Raw genomic sequence first — 15,503 nt, forward strand, 5'->3', positions numbered from 1 at the left:
ACCATACATCCGGTTGAAATACTTCTGTCGTCCGCTGACCTCCGGCAAAACCGGGTCGGCCCTTGCTCAGGAGTGTTGTCATGATGACCCAGGTTCCCCGTTACCACGGCTGGTCGCTGTTTGGCCTGCTGTCCTTGCTGGTGCTGTTGATGACCGGCCTGATTCTGCTGCTCAATCCCGATCTGGTGGAAGCGACGCGCAGCGCCATTCGCGCCACCGCACGCACTTCGTTTGTGTTGTTTATCGCCGCGTTCACCGCCTCCGCGCTGGCTGTGCTGGTGCCCTCGCCTTTCACCCGATCGTTGGTGCGCGAACGACGCTTCATCGGCCTGGCCTTTGCGCTTTCCCATCTGGTACACGCCATCCTGATCTACAGCTACGGCCAACTGAACCCCGAGTTCTGGCCCGGCCGCACCACGGTCGGCAACATCCCGGGCTCGGTCGGTTACCTGTTCATTCTACTGATGGCGTTGACCTCGTTCAAAACCACGGCGCGGTTGATCGGCCCCACTGCCTGGAAAGCCCTACACGTCAGCGGCATGTGGGTGCTCGCAGCGGTGTTCACCTATTCCAACTTCAAACGCATCCCCATGAGTGCCTGGTACGTCCTGCCATTCGGTTTGATGTTTTCGGCGATCATCATTCGGCTGCTGGGCAAGATTGCGTTGAAGTACAAACGGTCGGCCAGAAGCACTCTTTTGACCGAATGAAATATCCAGAACACCAACAATTCTCCTGTGGGAGTGAGCCTGCTCGCGAGAGGCCATAACAGTCGATATCAATGTTGACTGTCAGCCAGCTATCGCGAGCAGGCTCGCTCCCACAATGAATCCCGGAGCTCAAGCCCATGAACACCTCTCTCTCATCAGCCCTCAAAGGCCTGCACCTGAACCTCGACCGTACCGGCAGCTGGATCGCGCCCCTGACCTTGCGGGTGTTTCTGGCCTGGGAATTTTTCGAGTCAGGCCTGGAAAAATGGAACGGCCAGAACTGGTTCGCCGACATCCAGAACACCTTCCCGTTTCCCTTCAACCACGTTCCGGCCACGTTGAACTGGGAACTGGCGATGTGGGCCGAGCTGATCTGCGCCCTCGCCCTGCTGGTAGGCCTTGGGACGCGCCTTTCGTCCATAACACTGATCGTGGTTACGATCGTCGCCACCGCTGCCGTTCACTGGCCGACCGATTGGTCTACCCTGAGTGAACTTGCGCAGGGTTATGCCATCAGCAATAAAGGCCATGGCAATTTCAAACTGCCGCTGATCTACCTCGCAGCCCTCGTGCCGTTGTTGCTTTCGGGGGCCGGCAAACTCAGCATGGACGCGTTGCTGGCTCGATACTTCTGGCGGCGCAGTCTCCGCTGATACGCCAGCATCTCGATAACCCACCCAACTTATGTAAAGGAGCCATCATGAGCGTGACCACCCAATGGATCGAGATCACCAGTGCCGAAGGCACATTCGGCGCTTACCTGGCCATTCCCCACACCCGTAAAGGTCCGGGGATTGTGCTGATTCAGGAAATCTTCGGTGTTAACGAGCACATCCGCTCGGTCGCCGAGCAATACGCCGCCGACGGCTACCTGGTGATAGCGCCGGATCTGTTCTGGCGCAACGGCCACCGTATCGAACTGGGCTACGACGAAGCTGGCTGGAAACGCGCCGTCGAGTTGATGAACGCCACCGACACCACCAAGGCCCAGGCCGACATCAAACTGGCCATAGACACTCTGAAGACGCATACCGGGCTGGACGGCAGAATCGCGTCTATCGGTTTCTGCTTCGGCGGCATGCTGTCGTACAACACCGCGGCCAACGGTTTCGTGGATGTAGCGATCGCCTACTACGGCGGCGGCATTCAGAACCAACTGGATCGGGCCGGTGAAATCAAGGTGCCGATGCTGATGCACTTCGGCGAACAGGACAGCCACATCCCCATCGACGCCGTGAAGCAAATCGCCGAGCGTTTCGAGTTCAACGATGACGTCGATATCGAGGTTTATCCGGGTGCCGAGCACGGCTTCAACTGCTCGCACCGCGACAGCTACAACCAGCGGGCGGCGGTCGAGGCGCATGGCAATACGTTGCTGTTTTTGAGTCAGAATCTTTAAGGCCTGATCGCTGGGGTTGGCGACATAAATAATCGGTGAGCATTAATCCCGGAAACCAGCATGGACAACCTCTCAAAACCCAGACCGGCTTCATTGCGTATCCCTTCCACAGTCTGGGCCCTGGGTTTTGTCAGCCTGTTTATGGACCTGTCTTCGGAACTGGTGCACAGCCTGCTGCCGGTGTTTCTGGTCACGACCTTGGGCGCGAGCGCATTGACCGTCGGGGTAATCGAAGGCATTGCCGAGGCGACCGCGATGCTGACCAAAATATTCTCCGGCGCCATCAGCGACTTCATCGGCCGGCGCAAAGGCCTGCTGTTGATGGGCTATGGTCTGGCGGCCTTGTCGAAGCCGCTCTTTCCCCTCGCGCATTCGGTGGATGTGGTGTTCACCGCGCGTTTTCTGGATCGCATCGGCAAAGGCGTTCGTGGCGCGCCGCGCGATGCATTGGTCGCCGATATCGCACCCGCCGAAATCCGTGGTGCCTGCTTTGGTCTGCGCCAATCGATGGACACTGTGGGCGCTATTCTGGGTCCGATTCTGGCAATTGTGCTGATGCTCTGGCTCGGGCAGATCCATCTGGTGTTGTGGTTTGCGGTGATCCCGGCGGTGATATCGGTGGCGCTGATTGTCGGCGGGGTAAAAGAACCGACCGCTGCCGCTGGCGAACGCACCTTTCGCTCACCTATTCACTGGAAGGTTCTGCGGAATTTTTCCCGCGATTACTGGTGGGTGGTGATCGTCGGCGGGCTCTTCACGCTGGCCCGCTTCAGTGAAGCTTTTCTGGTGTTGAAGGCGCAACAGACAGGCCTGACGGCCACTTGGGTGCCGATGGTGATGGTGGTCATGTCGCTGCTCTATGCCGTGTCTGCCTACCCGGCCGGCTGGTTATCCGACCGGATCAGCCGCACCAAAGTGCTGTGTGTCGGCATCGTCCTGCTGATTCTGGCGGACCTGTTATTGGCGCAAGCGGATTCGATCACGAGCATGCTGGCAGGCGTGGCCCTGTGGGGCCTGCACATGGGCTTCAGCCAAGGGATTCTCGCGACGCTGATCGCCGATACCGCGCCCGAACATCTCAGGGGCACGGCATTTGGCCTGTTCAATCTGATCAGCGGCGTATGCCTGTTGATCGCCAGTGTGCTCGCCGGCGCGCTGTGGGAGACCTCGGGCTCGGCCAGCACCTTCATCGTCGGGGCGGTGCTGGCGGCTGCGGCGCTGCTGTTGCTTGTGCTGCGCAAGCCTTAGTTCACCGCAGCCGCGAACCCGCTCCCCAGAACTATCAAGTGGCGAGTGCCAGGATCAAGCCAGCTAACATTGAGTGCCAAAAATCTATTAATGGAGCAAACGATGCAGATGATGAAAGTGGGGCCGAGCGGTTTGAATCAGCTCCGTGAGTGTTTGAGTGAAGCCGGACTGCCCTGCGATGATGTAAGCGAACCGGGACTGCAGTTTTACCACTTCGACGTGGATGGGAAATGGGTTGCTTATGGGGGGCTGGAGGGTTCTGGCCCTGATCTGTTGCTTCGCTCAATGGTCGTTTGTCAAACGCGTCGTGGTGAGGGGCTAGGTAAAGCTGTGTTGTCTGAACTGGAACAGTATGCAGTCTCCCAAGGCGCAGTCCGACTTCATTTGCTGACCCAAAGCGCCGCTGGTTTTTTCACAGCCAATGGCTATGAACTGCTCGATAGGGGTGAAACGCCTGTCGCAATCAGCCAAACAGCTCAGTTCAAGCATCTGTGTCCTGCGTCGGCGAGCTATCTGCGAAAAACTTTAAAGGCTCCTCTCGGTACTGGGTCAGCGTCCTCTGAGACTGAATAGTGCCGTCAGCCATTCACACCGACGTGTTAAACGTCACCGCGGCGCGAATCAGCGTCTTCAACGCGTCTTCATCAATACTGTCGCCCTCATGAATATCGATGGCGCGTCGGGTGTTGCCTTCGAGGCTGGCGTTGAACAGACCTGAAGGATCCTCCAGCGAGGCGCCCTTGGCGAAGGTCATCTTCACGGCATTCTTGTACGTCTCACCGGTGCAAATGATGCCGGCGTGCGACCACACAGGAACCCCTCTCCACTTCATCTCCTCGACCACGTCGGGGTCAGCCTGCTTGATAAGGGCCCGAACCCGAGCGAGCGTCTCACCCCGCCAGTCACCCAACGCCTGGATTTTCGTCTCTATCAGCTCAGCGACAGAGCCTTCCCCCTCGCCTGCCTTTGTGTCGATCTTCTTCATGATGATTGTCACTCCTCAGGGTGGTCATCAAACGTTCAGCCCACTGTTCATATCTGTGCGTTATAGCACTGTTCACAATGGGTATATCTGCGCTCCAACATTCGACTACCGTCATCGTATATGACGTGATCGCGCAAGCTCTGCCGCTCTTTTGCTGCGATATACCCCAACATGAGGAGGCCATAATGAGTTCCCATAAAGCCATCGCGGCTCTGTTGACCTTGGTCAGCGTAGCCTTTCTGGCACCTACCGCCTTGGCCGAGGAAGCAGGTTTTATTGCCGCCACCTCATCCGAACTCAAATGGAAAGCCGCGCCGTCGGTAGGGCCCGGCGCAATGATCGCAGTGATTGAAGGCGACCTCAAAGCCGCCGAGCCCTTTACCCTGCGCTTGAAGCTGCCGGCAAATACGAAAATCGGCGTGCATACCCATCCCGTGACCGAACACGTAACCGTTATCTCCGGCACCTTCTACTTCGCCACCGGAGACACATTCGATCCGGCACGAGCCAAGGCCTATCATCCGGGCGACACCTTGATCATTCCTGTCGGCATGTCGATGTACGGCGCCAGTCGAGAACAGGAAACCGTTCTCCAACTCCACGGCACTGGCCCTTGGGGAATCACCTACCTCAACCCGGCGGACGATCCCAGAAACAGCAAAATGTAGCGAGCGGCAGACAGACAGACAGACAGACAAATAAATCATGCCTGATCGCCAGCAATATCATCCCTGAGAAACGCTTTTGAAGTCCGGCAACAAGAAGGTACAGGCTGGCGTCGAGGAAGGAACAGTTTCCTGCTGGTGTACAAGCCAACCACAGGGGGTGGAGGTCGTTACGCTGCTGGATTCAAGCCAAGGCGCTGGCATCGGCTTCATGCTCGTCTGCGAAGGCCATGAGCACCTCCAGATCGAGCACATCCAGCTTGATCTGGGCGATAAAGGCCGAGAAGGCAAGATTAGCGGCGAGCCGACGCAGATCGGCGGCCCAGGCCGGGATATGAACCGGCCCCTGGAGCCAGCCGGACTCGAAGAGCGGAGCCAAACGAACGGTATCACCCAGACTGAGGCGCCCGGCGAACAGATGGCCCACCAATTCCGCCCGGCTGTGGCATAGCTACGCGCCGTCATGGCGAGATAGCGCCCGGCCGGATGCCCCTCATCGCAGCGGTCGGTAAAGGCTTCCAGGGCGGCGATGTCCGCGCTGTGCTCGCGCGGGCGCAGTTCGACCCTGGGCAGTTCTGCATGCCCGGCGCGCCAACGCGCCAGGAATACTTCCTCGACGCCATCCGGCCAAGCCAAGGCATCCAGCACGCGGATCTTGCGGGCCAAACCAGGCAAAGCGGCATCGAGTTCGGACAGGGCAGCGGCGCTCACAGAACTCTCCTTGGGAGACGAGGGGCAATCGCAAAAGTCTAGTCGTTGTTGAAGCGTGGCGTTCGGGACAAGTCGAGTCTGAACCAGGCTTTTCTGTGTTCCTTGGAGACGCTAACATCCCGCCCTCGCATGGATGCTGCCTGGCGGCGTGTGGAGCACGCACAATCCTGGAGTCTCCATATTGCCAAGCCTGCGGATACAAGGAAGAAGCACATGGCACTAACCAGCAAGATTTCCCCCTACGACAGTAGATGGCCCGCGCTTTTCTTTAGTGCCAAAGAGCAGATCGCGAAGGCGTTTGGCACTGAGCTTGTTGCCATCCATCATGTCGGAAGTACCGCCGTTCCCGGGCTCGCAGCCAAACCAGAAATCGATCTCCTGGTCGAGGTTGCGGAGCATCGAAACGAATCCTCCCGAGACAATGTCATGCGCGAACTAGGGTACGCACGGGGAAGCGATCTGTCGGCGGGACACCATTTTTATCGTCGCGATGTTGATGGTGTGCGAACACATAAGGCCCACGTTTGTGTCACCGGCCACGGTCAAATCGAAAGAATGCTCCGTTTTCGTGACCTGCTCAGGGACGCCCCTGTGATTCGCCAGCAGTATCAAGACTTAAAACTTGAACTGGAAGCAAGCAACACCGACGGCATAGGAGAATACCTGGCACAGAAAGCACCGTTTATCGACGGGCTTATGGGTCGGTCTCAAACTTGATTTCCCTGCCCCCTGTCACAGGCTGTTCCAGTCAGCGTTAGTTCAGATCAGAAACAGAGTTGAAGCTCTGGCCACGTCGCGAGGCGGGTTGGAGTAATCAGCTCGCAATCACCCAATCACCCAATCACGCTCGCATACACCGACCGATCAACATTCCCGCCGGACAGAATCACAGCCACCTTTTTACCCTGCATCATTTCACGCTCCTGAATGAGCGCTGCCAGCGCTGCCGCACCTGCCCCTTCAGCGAGGTTGTGGGTATCGGTGTAATACACGCGCATGGCCTCGGCAATCTCGCCCTCGCTGACAGAGACGATTCGCGCCGAAGCGGCCCCGTAGATGGCGAACGCATCGGGAACTGGCTTACGCACGGCCAAGCCATCCGCAAAGGTATTTGCCGAGTCGGTCTCGCATATTGCCCCAGCTTCAAACGATAACTTCGCCGCCGCCGCCTCTTTGGAAACCACGCCCACCACTTGGGTGTTCAGGCCCAGCGCATCGCGGGCGGCGATCACCCCGCAAATCCCCGATCCACAGCCAATCGGCACGTAGACGGTATCCAGATCCGGCGCAGCGATGAACAGCTCCAGCGCATACGTGGCCACACCTTTGACCAACTCGGTGTGGAACGGCGGCACCAGGTAGAGGTCATGCACCTGCGCCAGACGCGCGGCCTCTTCACGGGCCTCATCGAAATCGCGACCACACTCAACCACTTCGCCGCCAAAGCCGCGCATGGCATTGTTCTTCTCCAGCGAATTACCTTCCGGCACGACAATCAGAGCCCTCAAACCCGGCGTGCTTGCCGCCAACGCCAGGCTCTGACCATGGTTGCCGCGCGTAGCGGAGACAATGCCCTTCACGCTTGGGTGTTCGCGCCGCAGCCAGTGCAAGAAGGTAATGCCACCCCGTACTTTGAAAGCGCCTGTAGGTGTGTGGTTTTCGTGTTTGACCCAGACAGTGCAACCTAACCGCTCAGCCAGCAGTGGCCAAGGGTATTGGGCGGTGGCAGGCATGACTTGGTATACGTGGCGGGCAGCTTGTTCGAGATCGTCGCGAGTCAGTTTGTGCATGAGTTGTCTTCCTGAGGCTTTTCCCAGTCTAGGCACGGGCACGTCACGCCGGCTTTCAAAAAACTGACCTGACTTTTACGCCCCCTCTTCACTACTATGGTGTTCATGAGCCTTCGAAACCGTCTGCAGCCCTCGCTCGTACCTGAACCGATTCGTCGTCTCGAGGCCGGGCCGTGGGCGATCGAATTGCTACCCGGCGCCGCCTACGCGACCCGATATGTTGCGACCCGGGCAGCAATCGGCTTTGCCTTCGACAGCCAACGAGGCTTGCACGCCATTGGCAGCGACCGAGTGTGCCCCTTCGATGCCATGCCCAATGGACTGGCGTTCGTCCCCGCAGGCTGTGATGTGTTGTCCGAGTCACCGAATGGCGGTGAATACCTGCGGGTCATGCGCGCCGACGGTATTTCATTGCTGGGTGACCGGGCATTCAACAATCGCATTGACCAACCAGCCGTTTACCTCGCCCTGCGAATGCGCCGCGCGCTGTTGCAGGCTTCCGTGGAGGACGACTGTGAAGCCTGGGCATTCGCATTGGCTGAACGGGCGGAGGGCATCGAAGCGTCCTCGACGCCGCCCCAAGGCTCTATAACCGGCAGCCGGATGCGCCTGCTCGATGAATTCATAGATGCTGGCCTCGACGGACCACTGGGTATACAGGCAATGGCGGGGTTGCTTGAATTGTCCGAAGGTTACTTCATGCGCGCATTCAAGAACGCAACGGGCAAGAGCCCTCATAGCTATCTAATCGACCGACGCCTGGCCAAGGCCCGAGCATCGATGCGCGATTCGACCGCCAGCCTGTCGGAAATCGCACTCACCTGCGGCTTTAACTCCCAAGCGCACATGACAACCGCTTTCAAGCAACGCCTTGGAGTCAGTCCAGCGCAATTGCGAAGGCGTTCGACGTACGGTCAAAGCTAGGTTATTGGCCGTTTTGCCATTTGGTTGAGGACCCGCTAGCGGCCAACTCCTGCCCGCCAAGACCGACCGGTTTGGGTTGTGGATTCAACCGTTGGACGCAACACAACTAAATTCTGAGTAAGCAGAAGGAGTGTTGCATCGACCGATGAATCCACAGTCGAAAGCTGTCCGCCCTACACCACTACTGCGTTAAATCAGCCCCCCATCATTTGACCGCCCCCGGCAGTCATTCCAAACCTCACGCATCACCTCCTTAAGCATCAGCGCCTCCGCCCAGCGATCGGTGATGTCGCGTCCGTCGGCACCCGTAATGGCATAAGGCGGCGGGCCGAGTTCACAGGTGAAGGACAGGCTGTCGGCCGTGTTCGGTCGGGCCAGCCAATCCTCGATCCCATAACGCCACCAACCCAGAAAACGCTCCAGCCAGGGTCGATGCTGGGCGAAGCTCAGGGGCACCTGGACCTGTTCGCCGTTGGCGACGCGTCCATGAAAACCCCAACTGTGGCGCAGGATGGTATGGATCTGTTCGTCGTCCTCGGCAGTGGCCGGCTCTGGCAGTTCGCGGCCCACGACATAGTGGGACAGGTCGGCCAACAGTTTGAGATCGGGCATTTCAGCGAGAATGTCGAGGGTGAACAACAAGTCATTGGTGAGGCGATAACGGTGGGTTTCCAGCAGAACGGGAAAGTCCACCTGCTCGGCCAGACGCTGCCAGCCTTCGATCAGCTCGATAGCTTGCTTCAGCGTGCGCGGCCGCACGTCTGCTTGCAGCGTGAGGTGGTGGCAGCCGTAGCGGGACGCGATATCGATCGCTGCCGCCAGATCATCCACGGTGCGAGGGAACACCTGCCCTTCGATTTGCAAGCCTTGCGCCTTGGCGGCGGCATGCAGGCGTGCGGCATGTGGCGCGACCCAGAAATGGTCGGTGATCCCGTCGAAGCCGGCGGCGGCGATTTTCTCCACTTGCGCTTCCAGGGGAAGGTCGCATTGGCCGCGGTGATCTTGCATGGCCCACTGGGACTGAAAGACCAGGAATTCACGCATGTCAGTTCCTCAGCAGTTGTTTGAGCGGTACATCGGCGTCGGCCAGAGCGTTCACCGAAAGGGGGTTATGGTGGGCAATCAGTCGTTCGCACAACTTGATGTCCTTGGCGATGCTATTCCCCTGCCCCCAGCCGCAAGCACCTTGCAGACGTTGCTCGGAATCGAGGTAGAACAGCAGGAAACCGCCACCCGGGGTTGTCCGGCTCGCCGTGGGTTGTGTGTTTGCGATCACGCCCACGGTCTGCAATCCCCAGTCGTATTGATCGGACCAAAAACCGGGAATGACCTCGAAGGGCAGTTCGCCGCCCAACAGATTCAGGGCGGCGTGACGACCTTGGGTCTCGGCGTTGCGCCAGGTTTCCTGACGCTGGAAAACGCCTTGCGGGCGCAGCCGAAACTCACAGACATCGCCCGCCGCAAAGATGTCCGGCGCACTGGTGCGCAGTTGGGCATCGACACGGATGCCCTGGCCGACCTCAAGCCCGGCGACCATTGCCAACTCGGTATTGGGTTGCATGCCGATGCCCACCACCACCAGGTCGCAGGGAAGCAACTCGCCGTTGACCAGTTGCACGGACTCAACGTGAGTAGCGCCCTGCACCGCCTCAATGGCCACATTCAGCCGGACATCCACGCCCTGACTGCGATGCAGGTCCAGCAGGACACTGGACAGTTGCTCCGGCAACACCCGTCCCGCCAAGCGCGGCCCGGCCTCGAGCAAAGTCACCGTGCAACCCAAGGCACGAGCGGTGGCGGCGACTTCGAGCCCGATGAAACCGCCGCCGATGATCACCACCCGGGCCTCAGGCTGCAACGAAGCGCGCAGTGCCAGGGCTTCGTCATGAGTACGCAGATAAAGCACATTGAGCAGATGTTCAGGCACCGAGGCAAGTCTGCGCGACCGCCCTCCCGTCGCCAATAACAGACGGGCGTAATGCAGCCAGTTGCCGTCGGCCAACTGCAGACGATGCTGCTGTGGATCCAGGCACTTCACCGAGTGACCCGCCAGGTGTTCGATGTCCAGATCGGCGAGCTGAGTGGTGTCGCACAGGCTGTAACCCGCCAGATCGACCGTGCCCTGCAACAGCCCCTTGGACAGCGGCGGACGTTCATAGGGCGGGTGGGACTCGTCGCCTATCAGAATCAGGCGACCGCTATAACCTTCGCCGCGCAAGGTCAGGGCCGCGCGGCCACCCGCATGCCCGGCGCCGACGATGATCAATGGAGCATTGGCAGGATTCATGACACAGACTCCGCGCAGTTAAACCGTGATGGCGAGCAGCACACGCCCCGCCTCGACCCGGACTTCATAGGTCTTGAGGTTGACGCACACCGGTGCGCCAAGGGCTTTGCCGGAGCGGTAGTCGAAACGCCCGTTGTGCTTGGGGCACTCAATGACATGCTCCATCACCAGGCCATCGGCCAGATGGATGGACTCATGGGTACACAGGCCCGCGGTGGCGAAAAACTCGCTGTCGGCGGAGCGGTAGACGGCATAGGTGTGCTGGCCATGGTCAAAACGAATGACATCTTCATCGTCGATATCGTCCACGGCACATACATCGATCCATTGATCGGTCATGGCGTTTTCTCTTGTAGTGGTACAGACAGGAGGTGTCAGGCCGGCGTTACTTCAGGTTCTGCCTGGACGTTGGCGGCCGGCGCTGCGCGTTGTGGCAAAGGACGAGAGACGAAATAAGTCGGGTCTTTGCGCTGCCTCCAGATGGTCGGGAGGATTTCCTTGAAGGCCTCGAACAGACTGGTGTAAGGCGGCGGGCAGTCGTCGCGAATCTCCTCGTGAAGCTGCGCCAGCGCATGAAAAGGCACCATCGGATACATGTGGTGCTCAAGGTGATAGTTCATGTTGAGGTACATGAAGCGCAGCACCGGGCTCATGTAAATCGTGCGGCAGTTGCTGCGGTGATCGAGTACGTCCTCAGCCAGGCCGACATGCTGCGACAGGCCGAACAGGTAAGACAGCCAACCGCCATAGAGGGTCGGAAGGCCGATAAACATCAGTGGCAACCAGCTCTGCATGTACAGCGCAGTGCCCACGGTAAGCGCATAAATCGCTAGCCAGACGCGTGCGTCCCTCACCACCTTGGGCCACTCGGATTCGGGGATGAACGTCTTTTCTTCTTCACCCATCCGCCCTACCGCATGCCGGCAGACTGACCACATCGTCTTCAACGCATAAGGCATTCTGAACAGGCTCAGCACCATATTGATCAGGCTTGGCGGACGTGGCTCGACGATCTCCGGATCGCGGCCGACGATGACGGTGTCGGTATGGTGCCGTGCGTGGCTCCAGCGCCAGACTTGGGGTTCGAACATGAACATGAAGCTCGACAGCTGATAGACCGCATCATTCATCCAGCGGGTCTTGAACGCCGTACCGTGACCCGCTTCGTGCCAACGGGCATTGGACGCCGTGCCGTAGAGCATCCCGTAGACGAAGAAAAACGGAACGCAGGCCCAGGAGCCCCAGAACCAATAACCGCCGAACCCGGTCACAACCATCGCCGACAGCCAGATCGCGGTATCAAGCAAGGCCGGACCATCGCGGCGCTGCATCAATTCCTTCATGCGTTTACGAGAAATGGGGGATTGGTACCAGCTTGCCGATACCAGGCCTTTTTGTGCCGCTCTGGCGGCTTCGGGGCCGGTCAATCGATAATCCCGAGGCACGGGCTTATCAGGGTTTTCAAAGGCTGCGTTTTGTTCAGGCATTTTATTGTTCTCCGCAAGCTTGATTGTTTTAGGCACTTTTCGACGCAGGATCACATCGCTTGCGAAAATATAGAGAGCGCAGAAATCACCCTCAAGCCCTTGAATACATTCCCTATCAAGCTATCATCCAGGCCCATTGAAGCTTGATAGTTTTCTATCAAAGCGCTTGCGGGGCCCGCCATGAACAACACTAAACGCCCAACCATCGCCACTGTTGCCGAACACGCTGGCCTGAGTGTCGCCACCGTGGACCGCGTGCTCAACGCCAGGGCTCCGGTCAACCCGGACACTGCCGAGCAGGTATTCCAGGCCGCCGAAGCGGTCGGTTATTTCGCCGCCCGGCTGATCGGTCAGCGGATCCGCGAACGGCGTCCCACCTATCGTTTCGGCATCCTGCTGCTCGGTACCGCCCAGGCTTTTTATGGCAACGTGGCCGCCGCCATCACCGAGGCGGCACAGCGTCAGGCCGGCGCCAACCTGAGCATTCAATTCGAGTACGTTTTCGATCGCACGCCCAGCGCGATCATTGCCCAGATCGAACAACTGGCGGTGCAGTGCGATGGTCTGGCGGTGGTCAGCTTCGCGCATCCGCTGATCAGTGCCGCCATCGCGCAGATCAGAGAGGCCGGCGTGCCGGTGATCGCAATGCTGTCCGACATTCATGAGGCGGCGGATGAGCCTTACGTCGGCCAGGATAATCACGAGGTCGGACGTACCATGGGTTGGCTGATGGCGCACACGTGTGGCGCCCGTAAAGGCAGTGTCGGGGTGTTGCTCGGCGGTCACCGTTTTCTTGGCCATCAGGCGCGGGTCGAGGGGTTGCGCAGTTACCTGGCGGAGCGCGCCCCGGGGTTGCGGCTGCTGGAAGCGGTGATCAATCTGGACAACTGCGACATCACCGAAGAGGCGACGCTGGACCTGCTGGCGCGGCATGACGACTTGCGCGGTTTGTGCGTGGTCGGCGGTGGCGGTGACGGCATTATCAGCGCTCTGTCGCAGCAGCCAAAGCGGCCGTCGCTGTGCTGCATTCTGCAGGAGTCGACCGAACTGTCGCGACAAGCGCTGGATCAGGGATTGATCAGTCTGGTGATCGACTCCCAGCCGCAATTACTGGCAACCGCGCTGGTCGAGTTGCTGGTCGAGTTGCAGACCACGCCGGACTTCGATCCGATCAGGCATCGAATCCATATTCCATTGCAGATCATCACCTCAGAAAACGCCCGAGCGTGAGTGCCCTCAGAGGTTGGGTTCCGACCGGAAAACATCGGCACTCAGCCCGAACCGATTCATCTTGTTGTACAACCCGCCGCGAGAAACATTCAGCTGCCTCGCGGCCAGGCGGATGTTGCCACGGGTATCCCTGAGTGCCGCGATGATCGCATTCATTTCATGGGTGCCAAGGTCCAGGGCAACCTGGGGCTCGGGCACACTTCCCGGCGCCGGCTGACGTAGCCTTTGCTTGATTTCAAGCGGTAGATCAGCTGGCTGGATCAGTCCGGTCACCGCCAGATTGGTCGCGCGCTCGATGGTGTTTTCCAACTCACGAACATTACCCGGCCAGCTGTAGGCCGAAAGAATATCCAATGCCTCTGGCGAGATGCCCTGCACCGATTTGCGCAGCGACCGGGTGCAACGATTGAGAAAATGTCGCGCCAGCAATGGAACATCTTCCCGGCGCATCCGCAGCGGCGGAACCGTCAGGTTCAGCACGTTGAGCCGGTAGTAAAGATCCTCACGGAAGGCGCCATCGGCAACCGCCTGGCTCAGGTTGCGGTGGGTGGCGGCGATGATGCGCACATCCACTTGCCGGGATTTTTTCGCGCCCACGCGAGTCACCTCTCCTTCTTGCAAAACGCGCAGCAGGCTGACCTGGGCATCGAAAGACATGTCACCGATTTCGTCGAGGAAAATCGTTCCGCCATCGGCCAATTCGAACTTCCCGGCAGAGCCTCCACGGGCCGATCCGGTGAAGGCGCCCTCAACATGACCAAACAGTTCGCTCTGCACCAGATCTCGCGGGATGGCCCCGCAATTGACGGCCACAAAAGGACCGCTGCAACGGTCGCTGGCGTTATGGATTGCCTGGGCAAACAGCTCCTTGCCGGTACCGCTTTCACCCAGGATCAGCGTGGTCGAATCACTGCGACTGGCAATCCGCCCCAAGTGCAACGCGTCCTGTATGGCTCGCGAACTGCCTTGAATGGTCTCGAAGGTGTAGCTGGCTTGAGTGCCGATTATTCGCCGGGTAATTTCCCGGATGCGCCGGTTCTCGCGCAACGAAACAATGCGCCCACCCTGCTCCAGTGGGCACACCGACACCAGACATGCCAAGAGGCTGCGATCATGCAGCTCAAACGTGCAATCCAGATCTCTTATCCCTTCATACTGCTGCCCTTCCCCGCCGCGCAGCAGAATCTCATCGGTCAGTTCGCTCTGGCCCAGACGCTGGAACGGGCTGCCCAACAGATCCCGCCCCACGCGAAACAATTGGCGGGCATAGCGGTTGAGCGCCTTGATGCAGCCCCGCTCATCCAGCACCACAAGACCCTCGTTGAGCACTTCGAGGACGGTTTGTTGTTCCTCCAGCAGTGTTTGCAGCGCCATCTGCCGCGAGACCGCTTCGGCCGCTGCCTGGACGGTGCCCAGCGTATGGAAATGAAACCAGCCCGGCTCGGCGGTCAAGGTCAGCATCGCCAGCGTCCTGCCCTGCGCATCCCTGATCGGCGCGGCAGCACAATGCATGCGCCGGCGACGCAGGCCGATCCCGAAGTTCTCCTCGGCCAGCACATACACCAATCGATCTTCGGCTATCGCCAGCCCGGTGCAGTTGGTGCCCTGCACTGACTCCAGCAGCCGACTGCCCACAGGCGTGAGGTCCAGACCGCAGAAATACAAGGTCGTTCCTGCGGCATCGGTCAGATTGATATGGCCCCTGGGGTTGTAAGCCAGCAATCCCTTCATGACCTCCGCCGCCGCGGCGATCAAGGCGCGATTGGCCGCCAGCGTCGCAGCCAGAACGGTCGGGGCGACAAACCGGTATTCGCCATCCTCAGGGTCGAGGCCGGCACTGACGCTGCGCAGCCAGGAATCCCAAATAACCTGCCGGACGCCGGCCGGTCGATCGATGCGCCCTTTCAGGCAAGCCAGCCAAGCCTGGTCCAGCTCGGCGATCGGTCCTTCGTTCAACGATGCAGGCCCTAGCGCGGTGATGTAATCGAGGTCTTGCGCGCTGAAGGCTGTCAGCTGTTGGTTCACCATCGTCTGATCCGCTTCTATGTTCACGTTTTAGACATGTCA

16 protein-coding genes and 1 pseudogene are annotated in these 15,503 nt (G+C 59.4%); 9 read left to right on the forward strand and 8 right to left on the reverse strand.

The genetic code is table 11. The features are described from left to right. Positions 1 to 80: 80 nt before the first annotated feature. The 5 genes from AB4O41_RS04005 (at position 81) to arsN2 (ending at position 3,930) form a co-directional block, all read left to right on the forward strand. Positions 81 to 710: a hypothetical protein gene (locus tag AB4O41_RS04005; RefSeq protein WP_460146389.1), complete on the forward strand. Its 630-nt coding sequence runs from the start codon at positions 81 to 83 to the stop codon at positions 708 to 710. Positions 711 to 847: 137 nt separating this feature from the next. Beyond that, the gene (locus AB4O41_RS04010; RefSeq protein ID WP_460146390.1) at positions 848 to 1,363 is read left to right on the forward strand and encodes an HvfX family Cu-binding RiPP maturation protein; all 516 of its coding nucleotides are present in this window, start codon (positions 848 to 850) and stop codon (positions 1,361 to 1,363) included. Positions 1,364 to 1,410: 47 nt separating this feature from the next. Next, positions 1,411 to 2,109 (forward strand): dienelactone hydrolase family protein, encoded by a 699-nt coding sequence (locus AB4O41_RS04015; protein ID WP_460146391.1) that lies wholly within the window; start codon positions 1,411 to 1,413, stop codon positions 2,107 to 2,109. Positions 2,110 to 2,169: 60 nt separating this feature from the next. Next, a complete protein-coding gene (locus AB4O41_RS04020; RefSeq protein WP_460146392.1) occupies positions 2,170 to 3,357 on the forward strand; it encodes an MFS transporter in 1,188 nt (395 codons plus the stop codon). 102 nt (positions 3,358 to 3,459) lie between these two features. Continuing rightward, the gene (gene arsN2, locus AB4O41_RS04025; RefSeq protein ID WP_460146393.1) at positions 3,460 to 3,930 is read left to right on the forward strand and encodes an arsenic resistance N-acetyltransferase ArsN2; all 471 of its coding nucleotides are present in this window, start codon (positions 3,460 to 3,462) and stop codon (positions 3,928 to 3,930) included. 13 nt (positions 3,931 to 3,943) lie between these two features. On the opposite strand, the gene AB4O41_RS04030 is transcribed toward arsN2, so the two are convergent. Further along, entirely contained in the window at positions 3,944 to 4,342 is a 399-nt protein-coding gene (locus AB4O41_RS04030; protein ID WP_460146394.1) for a DUF1801 domain-containing protein, read from the reverse strand. Between the two features lie 185 nt (positions 4,343 to 4,527). Here AB4O41_RS04030 and AB4O41_RS04035 point away from each other — a divergent pair, with 185 nt between their 5' ends. Continuing rightward, positions 4,528 to 5,010, forward strand: a complete 483-nt coding sequence (locus AB4O41_RS04035; RefSeq protein WP_460146395.1) for a cupin domain-containing protein — start codon at positions 4,528 to 4,530, stop codon at positions 5,008 to 5,010. Positions 5,011 to 5,191: 181 nt separating this feature from the next. Here AB4O41_RS04035 and AB4O41_RS04040 read toward each other — a convergent pair. After that, a pseudogene (locus tag AB4O41_RS04040) lies at positions 5,192 to 5,718 on the reverse strand (tyrosine/phenylalanine carboxypeptidase domain-containing protein). A gap of 213 nt (positions 5,719 to 5,931) precedes the next feature. Here AB4O41_RS04040 and AB4O41_RS04045 point away from each other — a divergent pair. Then, positions 5,932 to 6,435 (forward strand): GrpB family protein, encoded by a 504-nt coding sequence (locus tag AB4O41_RS04045; RefSeq protein WP_460146396.1) that lies wholly within the window; start codon positions 5,932 to 5,934, stop codon positions 6,433 to 6,435. 116 nt (positions 6,436 to 6,551) lie between these two features. Here the strand turns inward: AB4O41_RS04045 and AB4O41_RS04050 are convergent, their stop codons facing one another. Continuing rightward, a complete protein-coding gene (locus AB4O41_RS04050) occupies positions 6,552 to 7,508 on the reverse strand; it encodes a threonine dehydratase (RefSeq protein WP_460146397.1) in 957 nt (318 codons plus the stop codon). A gap of 96 nt (positions 7,509 to 7,604) precedes the next feature. Between AB4O41_RS04050 and AB4O41_RS04055 the strand changes: the two genes are divergently transcribed. Then, a complete protein-coding gene (locus tag AB4O41_RS04055; RefSeq protein WP_460146398.1) occupies positions 7,605 to 8,432 on the forward strand; it encodes a helix-turn-helix transcriptional regulator in 828 nt (275 codons plus the stop codon). Positions 8,433 to 8,621: 189 nt separating this feature from the next. Here the strand turns inward: AB4O41_RS04055 and AB4O41_RS04060 are convergent, their stop codons facing one another. The 4 genes from AB4O41_RS04060 to AB4O41_RS04075 are packed head-to-tail and all read right to left on the reverse strand — an operon-like array spanning position 8,622 to position 12,206. After that, positions 8,622 to 9,476, reverse strand: a complete 855-nt coding sequence (locus AB4O41_RS04060) for a sugar phosphate isomerase/epimerase family protein (RefSeq protein WP_460146399.1) — start codon at positions 9,474 to 9,476, stop codon at positions 8,622 to 8,624. A gap of 1 nt (position 9,477) precedes the next feature. Beyond that, positions 9,478 to 10,719, reverse strand: a complete 1,242-nt coding sequence (locus AB4O41_RS04065; RefSeq protein ID WP_460146400.1) for an NAD(P)/FAD-dependent oxidoreductase — start codon at positions 10,717 to 10,719, stop codon at positions 9,478 to 9,480. Positions 10,720 to 10,737: 18 nt separating this feature from the next. Further along, positions 10,738 to 11,058 (reverse strand): MocE family 2Fe-2S type ferredoxin, encoded by a 321-nt coding sequence (locus AB4O41_RS04070; RefSeq protein ID WP_038983770.1) that lies wholly within the window; start codon positions 11,056 to 11,058, stop codon positions 10,738 to 10,740. Between the two features lie 35 nt (positions 11,059 to 11,093). Next, positions 11,094 to 12,206, reverse strand: a complete 1,113-nt coding sequence (locus AB4O41_RS04075) for a fatty acid desaturase family protein (protein WP_460146401.1) — start codon at positions 12,204 to 12,206, stop codon at positions 11,094 to 11,096. Between the two features lie 180 nt (positions 12,207 to 12,386). Between AB4O41_RS04075 and AB4O41_RS04080 the strand changes: the two genes are divergently transcribed. Then, positions 12,387 to 13,436, forward strand: coding sequence for a LacI family DNA-binding transcriptional regulator (locus AB4O41_RS04080; RefSeq protein WP_460146402.1), 1,050 nt, complete (start codon positions 12,387 to 12,389; stop codon positions 13,434 to 13,436). Between the two features lie 6 nt (positions 13,437 to 13,442). Here AB4O41_RS04080 and AB4O41_RS04085 read toward each other — a convergent pair whose 3' ends face one another. Beyond that, on the reverse strand, positions 13,443 to 15,464 hold the full coding sequence (locus AB4O41_RS04085; RefSeq protein ID WP_460146403.1) for a sigma-54 interaction domain-containing protein: 2,022 nt from the start codon (positions 15,462 to 15,464) through the stop codon (positions 13,443 to 13,445). Positions 15,465 to 15,503 lie beyond the last annotated feature (39 nt).

It is taken from the genome of Pseudomonas sp. S2_A02, assembly GCF_054668495.1.

Coding starts and splice junctions, on each gene's coding strand:
- AB4O41_RS04005 (WP_460146389.1), top strand. CDS start 81: ATGATGACCCAGGTTCCCCGTTACCACGGCTGGTCGCTGTTTGGCCTG.
- AB4O41_RS04010 (WP_460146390.1), top strand. CDS start 848: ATGAACACCTCTCTCTCATCAGCCCTCAAAGGCCTGCACCTGAACCTC.
- AB4O41_RS04015 (WP_460146391.1), top strand. CDS start 1,411: ATGAGCGTGACCACCCAATGGATCGAGATCACCAGTGCCGAAGGCACA.
- AB4O41_RS04020 (WP_460146392.1), top strand. CDS start 2,170: ATGGACAACCTCTCAAAACCCAGACCGGCTTCATTGCGTATCCCTTCC.
- arsN2 (WP_460146393.1), top strand. CDS start 3,460: ATGCAGATGATGAAAGTGGGGCCGAGCGGTTTGAATCAGCTCCGTGAG.
- AB4O41_RS04030 (WP_460146394.1), bottom strand. CDS start 4,342: ATGAAGAAGATCGACACAAAGGCAGGCGAGGGGGAAGGCTCTGTCGCT.
- AB4O41_RS04035 (WP_460146395.1), top strand. CDS start 4,528: ATGAGTTCCCATAAAGCCATCGCGGCTCTGTTGACCTTGGTCAGCGTA.
- AB4O41_RS04045 (WP_460146396.1), top strand. CDS start 5,932: ATGGCACTAACCAGCAAGATTTCCCCCTACGACAGTAGATGGCCCGCG.
- AB4O41_RS04050 (WP_460146397.1), bottom strand. CDS start 7,508: ATGCACAAACTGACTCGCGACGATCTCGAACAAGCTGCCCGCCACGTA.
- AB4O41_RS04055 (WP_460146398.1), top strand. CDS start 7,605: ATGGTGTTCATGAGCCTTCGAAACCGTCTGCAGCCCTCGCTCGTACCT.
- AB4O41_RS04060 (WP_460146399.1), bottom strand. CDS start 9,476: ATGCGTGAATTCCTGGTCTTTCAGTCCCAGTGGGCCATGCAAGATCAC.
- AB4O41_RS04065 (WP_460146400.1), bottom strand. CDS start 10,719: ATGAATCCTGCCAATGCTCCATTGATCATCGTCGGCGCCGGGCATGCG.
- AB4O41_RS04070 (WP_038983770.1), bottom strand. CDS start 11,058: ATGACCGATCAATGGATCGATGTATGTGCCGTGGACGATATCGACGAT.
- AB4O41_RS04075 (WP_460146401.1), bottom strand. CDS start 12,206: ATGCCTGAACAAAACGCAGCCTTTGAAAACCCTGATAAGCCCGTGCCT.
- AB4O41_RS04080 (WP_460146402.1), top strand. CDS start 12,387: ATGAACAACACTAAACGCCCAACCATCGCCACTGTTGCCGAACACGCT.
- AB4O41_RS04085 (WP_460146403.1), bottom strand. CDS start 15,464: ATGGTGAACCAACAGCTGACAGCCTTCAGCGCGCAAGACCTCGATTAC.